Source organism: Enterobacter sp. SES19 (genome assembly GCF_011765665.1).
GTDB classification, from domain to species: Bacteria; Pseudomonadota; Gammaproteobacteria; order Enterobacterales; family Enterobacteriaceae; genus Enterobacter; species Enterobacter pseudoroggenkampii.
Window position 1 is genome coordinate 4,267,034 of record NZ_CP050320.1, and the last position, 14,581, is coordinate 4,281,614.

A 14,581-nucleotide genomic window follows, 5' to 3' on the forward strand; every position below is an offset into this window, starting at 1 on the left:
GCTATTCAGCACGCTACATTGATAATACCGCTTACATATAGTGAGTCAGATCACACTCCGCTACGTCCTGTCAGGGCATACAATCAATGTAAATATAGTTAAATATCGTTTAATTACAATTAGATAAACTCTCTTTAGCACATTTTTGTATAAATAAGAATGCCATTTGACCTGTGTACCAATTCCCGATAAGTTGGAAATCCGCTGGAAGCTTTCTGGATGAGCGGCCTGCTCATCATATTTATGCAGTAATTGAGATTCCCTCTGAAGCAAGTCCTCAAACTTGTTTACCTGCGCGAAAGGATGAAAAAGAGGGCGAATGCGAGGTCCGCGTATGAAACGCAAACCCCGTCGCCATGCTCTTTCTGTGCCTGTGCGCCACGGTAAAGTTCAGTGGGAAGCCCGACGAGCCTGGGGAGGTTCACTGATATGTTGTACGATAAATCCCTTGAGAAGGATAACTGTGGTTTCGGCCTGATCGCCCACATAGAAGGCGAACCTAGCCACAAGGTAGTGCGTACTGCTATTCACGCACTGGCCCGTATGCAGCACCGTGGCGCCATCCTTGCCGATGGTAAAACCGGCGACGGTTGCGGCCTGCTGCTGCAAAAACCGGATCGTTTCTTCCGCATCGTGGCGGAAGAGCGCGGCTGGCGTTTAGCCAAAAACTACGCTGTCGGCATGCTGTTCCTGAATCAGGATCCTGAAAAGGCTGCCGCCTCACGCCGCATCGTCGAAGAAGAACTTCAGCGTGAAACCCTGTCGATTGTCGGCTGGCGCAATGTGCCAACCAACGAAGGGGTACTCGGTGAAATCGCCCTCTCCTCGCTGCCTCGTATTGAACAGATTTTCGTCAACGCGCCTGCGGGCTGGCGTCCGCGTGATATGGAACGCCGTCTGTTTATTGCCCGCCGCCGTATTGAAAAACGTCTCCAGGACGATAAAGAGTTCTACGTCTGTAGCCTCTCTAACCTGGTGAACATTTATAAAGGTCTGTGTATGCCGGCTGACCTGCCGCGCTTCTACCTGGACCTGGCGGACCTGCGTCTGGAATCGGCCATTTGCCTGTTCCACCAGCGCTTCTCCACCAACACCGTTCCACGCTGGCCGCTGGCTCAGCCGTTCCGCTACCTGGCGCACAACGGCGAGATCAACACCATCACCGGTAACCGCCAGTGGGCCCGCGCCCGTACCTATAAGTTCCAGACGCCACTGATCCCCGATCTGCACGATGCCGCACCGTTCGTGAACGAAACCGGCTCTGACTCCAGCTCGATGGATAACATGCTGGAACTGCTGCTGGCGGGCGGGATGGACATCGTGCGTGCTATGCGTCTGCTCGTGCCGCCGGCCTGGCAGAACAACCCGGATATGGATCCTGAGCTGCGCGCGTTCTTCGACTTTAACTCCATGCACATGGAGCCGTGGGACGGCCCGGCGGGCATCGTCATGTCCGACGGCCGTTTTGCCGCCTGTAACCTGGACCGTAACGGTCTGCGTCCGGCGCGCTACGTCATCACCAAAGACAAGCTCATCACCTGCGCCTCTGAAGTCGGTATCTGGGATTACCAGCCTGACGAAGTGGTCGAGAAAGGCCGCGTCGGTCCGGGCGAGCTGATGGTAATCGACACCCGCGGTGGGCGCATCCTGCACTCCGCCGAAACCGACAACGATCTGAAAAGCCGCCATCCGTACAAAGAGTGGATGGAGAAGAACGTGCGTCGTCTGGTGCCGTTCGAAGATCTGTCGGACGAAGAAGTGGGCAGCCGCGAGCTGGACGACGATACCCTCGCAAGCTACCAGAAGCAGTTTAACTACAGCGCAGAAGAGCTGGACTCCGTCATCCGCGTGCTCGGTGAGAACGGCCAGGAAGCGGTCGGCTCGATGGGTGACGATACCCCGTTTGCCGTGCTCTCCAGCCAGCCGCGCATCATTTACGATTACTTCCGTCAGCAGTTCGCGCAGGTCACCAACCCGCCGATCGACCCGCTGCGTGAAGCGCACGTGATGTCGCTGGCCACCAGCATCGGTCGCGAGATGAACGTCTTCTGCGAGGCCGAAGGCCAGGCACACCGTCTGACCTTTAAATCGCCGATCCTGCTGTACTCCGATTTCAAACAGCTCACCACCATGAAAGAGGAGCACTACCGCGCCGACACGCTCGACATTACCTTCGACGTGAACGAAGCGAGCCTCGAAGAGACGGTGAATGCGCTGTGTGACAAAGCCGAACAGATGGTGCGTAACGGTACCGTGCTGCTGGTGCTGTCCGACCGCAACATCGCGAAAAACCGTCTGCCGGTACCGGCCCCGATGGCGGTGGGCGCTATCCAGACGCGTCTGGTCGATAAGAGCCTGCGATGCGACGCCAACATCATTGTGGAAACCGCAAGCGCGCGCGATCCGCACCACTTTGCCGTGCTGTTAGGCTTCGGTGCGACGGCGATCTACCCGTACCTGGCCTACGAAACGCTGGCCCGTCTGGTGGATACCCGCGCGATCGACAAAGATTACCGCGCGGTGATGCTGAACTACCGTAACGGCATCAACAAAGGTCTGTACAAGATCATGTCCAAAATGGGCATCTCGACCATTGCCTCCTACCGCTGCTCGAAGCTGTTTGAAGCGGTCGGCCTGCATGACGAGGTCGCCAACCTCTGCTTCCAGGGCGTGGTCAGCCGCATCGGCGGCGCCGGTTTTGCTGACTTCCAGCAGGATCTGGTGAACCTGTCCAAACGCGCCTGGCTGGCACGTAAGCCGCTGGATCAGGGCGGTCTGCTGAAATACGTTCACGGCGGCGAATACCACGCCTACAACCCGGACGTGGTACGCACGCTGCAGCAGGCGGTTCAGAGCGGCGAATACCGTGATTATCAGCAGTACGCTGAGCTGGTGAACAACCGTCCGGCGGCAACGCTGCGCGACCTCATTGCCCTGAATCCGGGTGATGAAGCGGTCAGCATTGACGACGTTGAACCGGCATCCGAACTGTTCAAACGCTTCGACACCGCGGCGATGTCCATCGGCGCGCTGAGCCCGGAAGCCCACGAAGCGCTGGCGGAAGCCATGAACAGTATCGGCGGCAACTCTAACTCCGGCGAAGGCGGTGAAGATCCGGCCCGTTACGGCACCAACAAGGTGTCCCGTATCAAGCAGGTGGCATCCGGTCGCTTTGGCGTAACGCCAGCGTACCTGGTCAACGCCGACGTGATTCAGATTAAAGTCGCTCAGGGTGCGAAACCGGGCGAAGGCGGCCAGCTGCCGGGTGATAAAGTTACCCCGTACATCGCCAAACTGCGCTACTCGGTACCGGGCGTGACGCTGATCTCCCCGCCGCCGCACCACGATATCTACTCTATCGAGGACTTAGCGCAGCTGATTTTCGACCTGAAGCAGGTCAACCCGAAGGCGATGATCTCCGTGAAGCTGGTTTCCGAACCGGGGGTCGGCACCATCGCCACCGGCGTGGCGAAAGCCTATGCGGACCTCATCACCATCGCCGGCTACGACGGCGGTACCGGTGCAAGCCCGCTCTCCTCCGTGAAATATGCGGGCTGTCCGTGGGAGCTTGGCCTGGTGGAAACCCAGCAGGCGCTGGTGGCTAACGGTCTGCGTCATAAGATCCGCCTGCAGGTGGACGGTGGTCTGAAAACCGGCCTCGACATCATCAAGGCGGCGATCCTCGGCGCGGAAAGCTTCGGCTTCGGTACCGGCCCAATGGTTGCGCTTGGCTGTAAATACCTGCGTATTTGCCACCTGAACAACTGCGCAACCGGCGTGGCAACCCAGGACGAGAAGCTGCGTAAGAATCACTATCACGGTCTGCCGTTCAAAGTAACCAACTACTTTGACTTCATCGCCCGCGAAACCCGCGAGCTGATGGCGCAGCTGGGCGTTAAACGTCTGGTGGATCTGATTGGTCGTACCGACCTGCTGAAAGAGCTGGAAGGCTTCACGGCGAAGCAGCAGAAGCTGGAGCTGTCTAAGCTGCTGGAAACCGCGCAGCCGCACCCTGGCAAAGCGGTCTACTGCACCGAGAACAACCCGCCGTTCGATAACGGCGTGCTGAACGCACAGCTGCTGCAGCAGGCGAAGCCGTACGTGGACGACAAGCAGAGCAAAACGTTCTGGTTTGATATCCGCAACACCGACCGCTCCGTGGGCGCCTCCCTTTCCGGTTATATCGCGCAAACGCACGGTGACCAGGGGCTGGCGGCGGATCCGATTACCGCGCACTTCAGCGGTACTGCGGGTCAGAGCTTCGGCGTGTGGAACGCAGGCGGCGTTGAGCTTTACCTGACCGGCGATGCCAACGACTACGTCGGCAAAGGCATGGCGGGCGGTCTGCTGGCGGTGCGTCCTCCGGTCGGCTCAGCTTTCCGCAGCCATGAAGCCAGCATCATCGGTAACACCTGCCTGTACGGCGCGACCGGCGGTCGTCTGTTCGCAGCAGGCCGTGCGGGCGAGCGTTTTGCGGTGCGTAACTCCGGTGCCATCACCGTGGTGGAAGGCATTGGCGATAACGGTTGTGAATACATGACGGGCGGGATTGTTTGCGTTCTGGGTAAAACCGGCGTGAACTTTGGCGCGGGCATGACGGGTGGTTTTGCCTACGTCCTGGATGAAGACGGTGAGTTCCGCAAACGCGTGAACCCGGAGCTGGTGGAAGTGCTGGACGTTGATACGCTGGCTATCCACGAAGAACATCTGCGCGGTTTGATCACCGAACACGTGCAGCATACCGGTTCTTCGCGCGGCGAAGAGATCCTGGCGAACTGGCCAGCGTTCTCTGCGAAATTCGCGCTGGTTAAGCCGAAGTCCAGCGATGTTAAAGCCCTGTTGGGTCACCGTAGTCGTAGCGCAGCAGAGCTGCGCGTGCAGGCGCAGTAAGGAATTCAGATGAGCCAGAACGTATACCAGTTTATCGACCTGCAGCGTGTTGATCCGCCAAAGAAACCGCTGAAGATCCGCAAAATTGAATTTGTTGAAATCTACGAGCCGTTTTCAGAGGGCCAGGCCAAAGCGCAGGCAGACCGCTGCCTGTCCTGCGGTAACCCTTACTGCGAATGGAAATGCCCGGTACATAACTACATCCCGAACTGGCTGAAGCTGGCCAACGAAGGACGTATTTTTGAAGCCGCCGAGCTGTCTCACCAGACCAACACCCTGCCGGAAGTGTGCGGCCGCGTGTGTCCTCAGGACCGTCTGTGCGAAGGTTCCTGTACGCTGAACGACGAGTTCGGCGCGGTGACCATCGGCAACATCGAGCGCTATATCAACGATAAAGCGTTCGAGATGGGCTGGCGTCCGGATATGACCGGCGTGAAGCAAACCGACAAGCGCGTGGCGATCATCGGTGCGGGCCCGGCGGGCCTGGCCTGTGCGGACGTGCTGACCCGCAACGGCGTGAAGGCGGTGGTCTTTGACCGTCATCCGGAGATCGGCGGCCTGCTGACCTTCGGTATCCCGGCCTTCAAGCTGGAAAAAGAGGTCATGACCCGTCGCCGTGAAATCTTCACCGGCATGGGCATTGAGTTCAAACTTAACGTGGAAGTGGGCCGCGACGTGCAGCTCGACGACCTGCTGAAGGATTACGACGCCGTGTTCCTGGGCGTGGGCACCTATCAGTCCATGCGCGGCGGTCTGGAGAACGAAGACGCGCCGGGCGTGTACGACGCGCTGCCGTTCCTGATTGCCAACACCAAGCAGATTATGGGCTATGGTGAAACGGCGGATGAGCCATTCGTCAGCATGGAAGGCAAACGCGTGGTGGTGCTGGGCGGCGGTGATACCGCGATGGACTGCGTGCGTACCTCCATTCGTCAGAATGCGGCACACGTGATCTGCGCCTACCGTCGTGACGAAGAGAACATGCCGGGTTCTAAACGCGAAGTGAAAAACGCGCGTGAAGAGGGCGTGGAGTTCCAGTTCAACATCCAGCCTCTGGGTATTGAAGTGAATGCCAACGGTAAAGTGAGCGGCGTGAAGATGGCGCGCACGGAGATGGGGGCACCGGATGCGAAAGGCCGTCGTCGTGCGGAAATCGTCGCCGGTTCTGAACACGTGATCCCGGCCGATGCCGTGGTGATGGCGTTCGGTTTCCGTCCTCACAGCATGGAGTGGCTGGCGAAACACAGCGTCGAACTGGATTCACAGGGCCGCGTGATTGCGCCAGAAGGCAGCGATAACGCATTCCAGACCAGCAACCCGAAAATCTTCGCCGGTGGCGATATCGTTCGCGGTTCTGACCTGGTGGTAACGGCGATTGCCGAAGGCCGCAAGGCGGCTGACGGTATACTGAACTACCTGGAAGTGTAAAAACAACAGGCCCGATTGGGCCTGTTTTTTTATTTCACGACGCGAAGAGCCGGACGACCACCGCGCGGAGGCGGATCGTCATCAGGGTCATTGTCGTCGTGATGATCGGGTTTATCGCCATCAATAAGTGACATCACCGTGTCGCTTTCGCGCTCATCGGATGCGTTGTCATCATTCAGGCTGGCAACATCTTCATCATACGCCGCTTCCGGCTCGAACATGGTACCCGCACCGTTTTCACGCGCGTAGATAGCCAGCACGGCTGCCAGAGGTACGGAAACCTGACGCGGCACGCCGCCGAAACGCGCGTTGAAGCGCACTTCATCGTTTGCCAGCTCCAGGTTACCCACCGCACGCGGCGCAATGTTCAGTACGATCTGTCCGTCACGCGCGTATTCCATTGGAACCAGCACGCCCGGCAACGTCACATCCACAACCAGGTGCGGCGTGAGCTGGTTATCCAGCAGCCATTCATAGAAGGCGCGCAGCAGATACGGACGGCGTGGGGTAAGTTGTGACATTTCCACAGTCATTAGCCTCGGCCGAGACGCATTTCACGTTCCGGTTCAGTTAAAGATGCCAGGAAAGAGTCGCGTTCAAATACGCGAGTCATATAGCCTTTCAGCTCTTTCGCGCCAGGACCGCTGAACTCTACGCCCAGGGTTGGCAGACGCCACAGCAGCGGTGCCAGGTAGCAGTCCACCAGGCTGAACTCATCGCTCAGGAAGAACGGTTTCTGACCAAACACAGGCGCGATTGCCAGCAGCTCTTCACGCAGCTGCTTACGTGCAGCGTCAGCTTCAGAAGCGGAACCGCTGACGATAACGTTCATCAGCGAGTACCAGTCTTTTTCAATACGCTGCATGTACAGGCGGCTTTCACCACGCGCGACAGGGTAAACAGGCATCAGTGGCGGATGCGGGAAACGCTCATCCAGATATTCCATAATGATACGGGATTCCCACAGGGTCAGCTCGCGATCCACCAGCGTCGGTACGCTTTGGCTCGGGTTGAGATCGATCAGATCCTGAGGCGGGTTATCCTTTTCCACATGCTCGATCTCAAAACTGACACCCTTCTCGGCCAGCACGATACGAACCTGATGGCTATAAATGTCAGTAGGACCAGAAAACAGCGTCATTACCGAACGTTTGTTGGCAGCGACAGCCATGAAAACCTCCAGGTATATTCAGAATTTTTACTGCTACCAGCCCAACAGGGGCCAGCCAGATGTTGTATCGCCCATCCCAGAGAAAACACATTGTTCAAGAAACGAACAAAAATCGAGTATTCACCGATATTTGGGCAGAAAATTGGATGATAGTTTACCAGATTTTGATGGCTTTGTGGTGAGGGGATTCTGGAAATGTGGAAAAAGAGAAGATATATGCATGGAGATTGTGGATAACCTGCGCATTATCCATAAAAAAACCCGCCGAAGCGGGTTTTTCGCCAATCGTTCTGCGTAAGCAGAATGGATTAACGTTTGGAGAACTGTGGACGACGACGTGCTTTACGCAGACCCACTTTCTTACGTTCAACCTGACGCGCGTCACGAGTAACGAAGCCAGCTTTACGCAGTTCAGAACGCAGGGATTCGTCGTACTCCATCAGAGCGCGGGTGATACCGTGACGGATCGCACCTGCCTGACCGGAGATACCACCACCTTTAACGGTGATGTACAGATCCAGTTTTTCTACCATGTCAACCAGTTCCAGCGGCTGGCGAACTACCATGCGGGCAGTTTCGCGACCGAAGTATTGTTCCAGAGAACGCTGGTTGATTACGATTTTACCACTGCCCGGTTTGATGAAAACGCGAGCTGCGGAACTTTTGCGGCGACCAGTGCCGTAGTATTGATTTTCAGCCATTGCCTATAATCCCGATTAGATGTCAAGAACTTGCGGTTGCTGTGCCGCGTGGTTGTGCTCGTTGCCTGCGTAAACTTTCAGTTTACGGAACATAGCACGACCCAGCGGGCCTTTTGGCAGCATGCCTTTAACCGCGATTTCAATCACACGCTCAGGACGGCGAGCAATCATCTCTTCAAAGGTCGCTTCTTTGATACCACCGATGTGGCCGGTGTGGTGATAGTACACTTTGTCAGTACGCTTGTTGCCGGTTACAGCAACTTTATCAGCGTTCAGAACGATGATGTAATCACCGGTATCAACGTGCGGAGTGTATTCCGCTTTGTGCTTACCGCGCAGGCGACGAGCCAGTTCAGTAGCCAGACGGCCCAGAGTTTTACCGGTCGCGTCAACAACATACCAGTCGCGCTGTACGGTTTCTGGTTTAGCTGTAAAAGTTTTCATTAAAAGCTTACCCAAATAATAAGTTACACGTTGGTGAACACCCAAACGTTTAGTCAGTTGAGGTTCACACGACAAAGTCCGGCAAACCTACCCCTTCGAATAGCTAATGCCGACACATAGAAAGTTTCGGGAAAAAAACCTTCTCGTAACGTGGGGTCGCAAGATTATAGAGAAGTTGAGGTCAAAGATCGACCCTTAAATGTGATTTGGAATGGGTTTTTCGGGGTTAAGTATTGTACGGTCTGGTGCCCTCACCCCCGGCCCCTCTCCCACAGGGAGAGGGTGGCATTTATTAACGTCTGGTGCCCTCCCCCCAGTCCCTCTCCCACAGGGAGAGGGTGACGTTTGTTACGGCATATGCTCCAGCTTCAGGTATTCCTCGCTCTGCATCTCCTGCAGGCGCGACAGGCAGCGCTGGAATTCAAACTTCAGCCGCTCGCCCTGGTAAATCTCATATAAAGGTACCTCGGCGCTGACCACCAGCTTGACGTGGCGCTCATAAAACTCGTCCACCAGCGCAATGAAGCGCCGTGCTTCGCTCTCCATCAGCCGCGTCATCACCGGTACATCCAGCACCATCACGGTGTGGAACAGACGCGAAAGCGCAATGTAGTCGTGCTGGCTGCGGGCATCCACGCAGAGCGTCGTAAAGGAGACCGCCAGCGTTTGGTTTTCGACGCCAAGGGTGGGCAGCGGGCGATGGTTAATCTCGAGTTCCGGGGCGTGATCGCGTTTTGCCCCCGCCAGCGCCAGCCAAAGCTTATCCATCTCGCGGGTGGTCTCTGCATTTAACGGCGAAAGCCAGAGGTGCGCCTGTGTCAGGGTTCGCAGACGATAATCGACACCGGCATCGACGTTCATGATGTCGCAGTGCTGCTTGAGGGCGTCGATGGCAGGCAGGAAGCGTGCCCGCTGCAGGCCGTTACGATAGAGCTCATCCGGCGGGATATTCGACGTGGCCACCAGCGTGATTCCGCGGGCAAATAGCGCTTTCATCAGGCCACCTAACAGCATGGCATCGGTGATGTCAGACACAAAAAACTCATCGAAGCAGAGCACGTCGGTTTCCGCCTTGAACCTGTCGGCCACAATCTCCAGCGGATCGCTTTTACCCTGCAGTGCGGTCAGCTCTTCATGCACCCGCAGCATAAAACGATGGAAGTGCAGGCGCTGTTTGCGTGCGCCCGGCAGGCTCAGATAGAACAGGTCCATCAGCCAGGTTTTTCCGCGACCGACCCCGCCCCACATATATAAACCGCGCACCGGCGCATGAGCCTGCGGCGCTTTTTTACCGAGCAACCGCCCAAACGCCGCCTTTAGGCCACCGTTCTGTTCGACTTCAGCGGGTTTTGCCGTGAGCTCCTGATAAATCATCTCCAGACGGTTTACCGCCTCACGTTGAACGTCATCCGGCTGATGAGTGCCCTCGTTTAGGGCCAGTTGATATCGCGATGCAGGGGACAGGTTTTGCATAATCTTATTGTTATTCCTTCAATTAACGCTCACCAGCAGACGCGACTGATGAAAAAAAGGCCGTTCTACACTACGCGATGATACGTCAGGATTCCACTTCTACGGAAATAGCGGTTATAGTGGCATTATCAGGCACAGGCAGGAGCCGAGCCAACACCCTACGGAACAACAAGACAACGGGAGAAGTTCATGACCTGGGAATATGCGCTAATCGGTTTAGTCGTCGGCATCGTTATCGGTGCTGTGGCCATGCGTTTCGGTAATCGCAAATTGCGTCAGCAGCAGTCACTGCAGTACGAACTGGAAAAGAACAAAGCCGAGCTGGAAGAGTATCGTGAAGAGCTGGTCAGCCATTTTGCCCGTAGCGCCGAGCTGCTGGACAACATGGCGACCGACTATCGTCAGCTGTATCAACATATGGCCAAAAGCTCCAGCAGCCTGCTGCCGGAAATGACCGCGGAAACCAACCCGTTCCGCAACCGTCTGGCTGACTCTGAAGCCGGTAACGATCAGGCGCCCGTTCAGATGCCTCGCGACTATTCCGATGGCGCGTCCGGCCTGCTGCGCGGCGGTGTAAAACGCGATTAATCGCACAACCTGAATTTATTTTACGGGCGCAGCGATTGCGCCCGTCCTTTCTTGATGACCCCAGCTATCATTTAGTTAAACACCTCATTGTTCAGCGGTTTAAAATTCAATAACATCAAAGTGTTTTTGGGGCCGTTTTTCCTTTATTCCAGGTTACGAGAGTCAACATCGATGAAGAAAAAAAACCAGCTGTTGAGCGCTATCGCGTTAAGTGTCGGGTTATCTCTCTCGGCGTCCGTCCCTGTATTCGCCGCCATCCCCACCCAGGTGCCTGGCCAGGCGGCCATTCCAAGCCTCGCACCCATGCTGGAAAAAGTGTTGCCTGCGGTCGTCAGCGTTCAGGTTGAAGGTACCGCAGTACAAAACCAACGCGTCCCTGAAGAACTGAAAAAATATTTTGGCGATGAGTCTCCCGACCAGCAGGCGCAGCCTTTTGAAGGCCTGGGCTCTGGCGTCATTATTGATGCGGCAAAAGGCTATATTCTGACCAACAACCATGTCATCAGCCAGGCCGATAAAATCAGCGTCCAGCTGAACGATGGCCGCGAATTCGATGCCAAACTGATCGGCGGAGATGACCAGAGCGACATCGCGCTGTTGCAGGTGCAAAACCCGAGCAACCTGACCCAGATTGCCATCGCGGACTCCGACAAACTGCGCGTCGGCGATTTTGCCGTCGCCGTGGGCAACCCCTTTGGTTTAGGGCAGACCGCGACTTCCGGGATCGTCTCCGCGCTGGGACGCAGCGGCCTCAATCTGGAAGGGCTGGAAAACTTTATCCAGACCGATGCCTCCATCAACCGTGGGAACTCCGGCGGGGCATTGCTCAACCTTAACGGCGAGCTAATAGGGATTAACACGGCGATTCTGGCCCCGGGCGGCGGCAGCATCGGGATCGGTTTTGCTATCCCCAGCAATATGGCCAAAACCCTCTCTCAACAGCTCATTCAGTTTGGCGAAGTCAAACGCGGGCTGCTGGGTATTAAAGGTATGGAGATGAGCGCGGATATTGCAAAAGCGTTCAACATCAACGTACAGCGCGGGGCGTTTGTCAGTGAAGTGCTGCCAAACTCCGGCTCGGCAAAAGCGGGCGTGAAATCGGGTGATGTGATCGTCAGCCTGAACGACAAGCCGCTGAGCAGCTTTGCCGAACTGCGCTCGCGGATTGCCACCACCGAACCCGGTGCCAAAGTGAAGCTGGGCCTGATACGTGACGGTAAGCCGCTGGACGTTGAAGTCACGCTGGATAAGAGCACCTCTTCCTCTGCCAGTGCGGAGCTTATCGCCCCGGCCCTGCAAGGGGCTACGTTGAGCGATGGGCAGCTGAAAGACGGTACGAAAGGCATTCGCATCGACACCGTCGAGAAGAGCAGCCCTGCCGCACAGGCCGGATTGCATCAGGATGACGTGATCATTAGCGTAAACCGCAATCGCGTGCAGTCCATTGCCGAACTGCGCAAGTTGCTGGAAAGTAAACCGGCGGTTATTGCCCTGCAGGTCATGCGTGGCAATGAGTCCATCTATATACTGTTGCGCTAAGCATTTGTGACCCGGACATCACCGCTGCGTGTGATGTCCGGATAACTCATGTTATGCTGCAAATCGTTCCTTTTTTAACGACACGCGCATCATGCTTTTAAAGCTCTTACGTTCTATTGTCATCGGTTTGATTGTCGCTGGCCTGCTGCTGCTGGCGCTGCCGTCTATACGTCAGTTCAATAAACTGTCGGCTCCCCAGTTCGATAGCACGGATGAAACGCCAGCCACCTATAACCAGGCCGTCCGCCGTGCCGCACCTGCCGTGGTTAACGTCTATAACCGTGGTCTGAACACCTCAGCCCACAACCAGCTGGAGATCCGTACTCTCGGCTCCGGCGTAATCATGGACGAGCGCGGCTACATTATTACCAACAAGCACGTGATTAACGATGCCGACCAGATCATCGTCGCCCTGCAGGATGGCCGCGTATTTGAGGCGTTACTCGTTGGTTCTGACAGCCTGACCGATCTGGCCGTGCTGAAAATTAACGCCACGGGCGGTTTGCCGGTCATCCCGATCAACCGTAAACGTACCCCGCATATTGGTGACGTCGTCCTGGCGATTGGTAACCCTTACAACCTGGGTCAGACCATCACCCAGGGGATTATTAGTGCGACCGGTCGTATTGGCCTCAACCCCTCCGGGCGGCAGAACTTCCTGCAAACCGATGCCTCCATCAACCACGGTAACTCCGGCGGGGCGCTGGTCAACTCGCTGGGTGAACTGATGGGCATCAACACCCTCTCGTTCGATAAGAGTAACGACGGCGAGACGCCGGAAGGGATCGGCTTTGCTATTCCATTCCAGCTGGCGACCAAGATCATGGATAAGCTGATCCGCGACGGACGCGTGATCCGCGGCTATATCGGTATCGGCGGGCGCGAAATTGCACCGATGCATACCCAGGGCGGCGGTATCGATCAGATTCAGGGGATTGTGGTGAATGAAGTGTCGCCTGGTGGCCCGGCCGCTAATGCGGGTATTCAGGTAAATGACGTCATTGTGTCGGTCAACGGCACGCCAGCGGTCTCTGCGCTGGAGACGATGGACCAGGTGGCAGAGATTCGTCCGGGCTCTATCATCCCTGTTGAAGTCATGCGCAACGATAAGAAACTGACGCTGCATGTGACAATTCAGGAATATCCGGCCACTAACTGACAGGCATAAAAAAACGGAGCGATAAGCTCCGTTTTTTTTGCCGGAAGACGGTTCGTTTTACTTGTTAACGAACTCTTCACCCAGGGTGATATCTTTCTTCAGCGTATCCAGCATACCTTCCATCGCGTGTTGTTCAAACGCGCTCAGCGTACCAATGGATTTACGCTCTTCGATACCGTTTTTACCCAGCAGCAGCGGTTGAGAGAAGAAGCGAGCGTGTTCGCCATCGCCTTCAACGTAAGCGCATTCAACAACGCCTTTCTCGCCCTGCAGAGCGCGAACCAGTGACTGACCAAAACGCGCAGCTGCCTGGCCCATAGACAGGGTTGCAGAACCGCCACCCGCCTTCGCTTCCACCACTTCGGTGCCCGCGTTCTGGATGCGTTTAGTCAGGTCAGCCACTTCCTGCTCGGTGAAGCTCACGCCTGGGATCTGCGACAGCAGAGGCAGGATGGTGACGCCAGAGTGACCGCCAATGACCGGCACTTCCACTTCTGTTGGCTGTTTGCCTTTCAGCTCAGCAACAAAGGTGTTGGAACGGATGATATCCAGCGTGGTCACGCCGAACAGTTTGTTTTTGTCGTAAACACCCGCTTTCTTCAGCACTTCTGCCGCGATAGCCACGGTAGTGTTCACCGGGTTAGTGATGATACCGATGCATGCTTTCGGGCAGATTTCTGCAATCTGCTGCACCAGGTTTTTCACGATGCCCGCGTTGACGTTGAACAGGTCTGAACGATCCATGCCTGGCTTACGCGCCACGCCTGCAGAAATCAGCACCACGTCAGCACCCTGCAGTGCAGGACGTGCATCTTCACCGGAGAAGCCTTTGATTTTTACAGCGGTCGGGATGTGGCTCAGGTCAACCGCCACACCTGGGGTTACCGGAGCAATATCGTACAGGGAGAGTTCTGAGCCTGAAGGCAGTTGGGTTTTCAGTAGTAGGGCAAGCGCCTGGCCGATACCACCAGCAGCGCCGAGGACTGCGACTTTCATCCTAAACTCCTTATTATGGTTAACTTAAGTATCTGTAAATCCGTTGCGGCGACCATAATTCAGCAAGTAAATAATTACAATTTTCGTAGCTAAAGAATTTGAGGTCACGCGACTTTATCTCTCATCAGAAGACTATCTGACGACAAATGGCAACGCATTAAGAGGTGGTTACAATACACCCTGCCCCGCCAC

General features: G+C 56.1%; 11 protein-coding genes. 5 read left to right on the forward strand and 6 right to left on the reverse strand.

Annotated features, from left to right (window positions below; all coding sequences use genetic code 11):
- The first annotated feature begins 429 nt into the window (after positions 1–429).
- Positions 430–4,890: a glutamate synthase large subunit gene (gene gltB / locus GXP72_RS20375; protein WP_032650412.1), complete on the forward strand. Its 4,461-nt coding sequence runs from the start codon at positions 430–432 to the stop codon at positions 4,888–4,890.
- Between the two features lie 9 nt (positions 4,891–4,899).
- Entirely contained in the window at positions 4,900–6,318 is a 1,419-nt protein-coding gene (gltD, locus tag GXP72_RS20380; protein ID WP_023309377.1) for a glutamate synthase subunit GltD, read from the forward strand.
- 29 nt (positions 6,319–6,347) lie between these two features.
- Here gltD and sspB read toward each other — a convergent pair whose 3' ends face one another.
- From sspB to zapE, 5 genes are all read right to left on the reverse strand, one after another.
- The gene (gene sspB, locus GXP72_RS20385) at positions 6,348–6,845 is read right to left on the reverse strand and encodes a ClpXP protease specificity-enhancing factor (protein ID WP_024906337.1); all 498 of its coding nucleotides are present in this window, start codon (positions 6,843–6,845) and stop codon (positions 6,348–6,350) included.
- A 5-nt stretch (positions 6,846–6,850) separates the two neighbouring features.
- A complete protein-coding gene (sspA, locus tag GXP72_RS20390; protein ID WP_023333624.1) occupies positions 6,851–7,489 on the reverse strand; it encodes a stringent starvation protein SspA in 639 nt (212 codons plus the stop codon).
- Between the two features lie 308 nt (positions 7,490–7,797).
- Positions 7,798–8,190, reverse strand: coding sequence for a 30S ribosomal protein S9 (gene rpsI, locus GXP72_RS20395; RefSeq protein ID WP_003860436.1), 393 nt, complete (start codon positions 8,188–8,190; stop codon positions 7,798–7,800).
- A 15-nt stretch (positions 8,191–8,205) separates the two neighbouring features.
- Entirely contained in the window at positions 8,206–8,634 is a 429-nt protein-coding gene (gene rplM / locus GXP72_RS20400; RefSeq protein ID WP_006178824.1) for a 50S ribosomal protein L13, read from the reverse strand.
- Between the two features lie 348 nt (positions 8,635–8,982).
- Positions 8,983–10,107, reverse strand: coding sequence for a cell division protein ZapE (gene zapE, locus GXP72_RS20405; RefSeq protein WP_208763299.1), 1,125 nt, complete (start codon positions 10,105–10,107; stop codon positions 8,983–8,985).
- A gap of 189 nt (positions 10,108–10,296) precedes the next feature.
- Here zapE and zapG point away from each other — a divergent pair, with 189 nt between their 5' ends.
- The 3 genes from zapG (at position 10,297) to degS (ending at position 13,393) form a co-directional block, all read left to right on the forward strand.
- Positions 10,297–10,695: a Z-ring associated protein ZapG gene (zapG, locus tag GXP72_RS20410; RefSeq protein WP_008502832.1), complete on the forward strand. Its 399-nt coding sequence runs from the start codon at positions 10,297–10,299 to the stop codon at positions 10,693–10,695.
- A gap of 171 nt (positions 10,696–10,866) precedes the next feature.
- Positions 10,867–12,234 (forward strand): serine endoprotease DegQ, encoded by a 1,368-nt coding sequence (gene degQ, locus GXP72_RS20415; protein WP_208763300.1) that lies wholly within the window; start codon positions 10,867–10,869, stop codon positions 12,232–12,234.
- Between the two features lie 91 nt (positions 12,235–12,325).
- Positions 12,326–13,393 (forward strand): outer membrane-stress sensor serine endopeptidase DegS, encoded by a 1,068-nt coding sequence (degS, locus tag GXP72_RS20420; protein WP_024906334.1) that lies wholly within the window; start codon positions 12,326–12,328, stop codon positions 13,391–13,393.
- Positions 13,394–13,450: 57 nt separating this feature from the next.
- Here degS and mdh read toward each other — a convergent pair whose 3' ends face one another.
- A complete protein-coding gene (mdh, locus tag GXP72_RS20425) occupies positions 13,451–14,389 on the reverse strand; it encodes a malate dehydrogenase (protein WP_208763301.1) in 939 nt (312 codons plus the stop codon).
- Between the last annotated feature and the right edge of the window lie 192 nt (positions 14,390–14,581).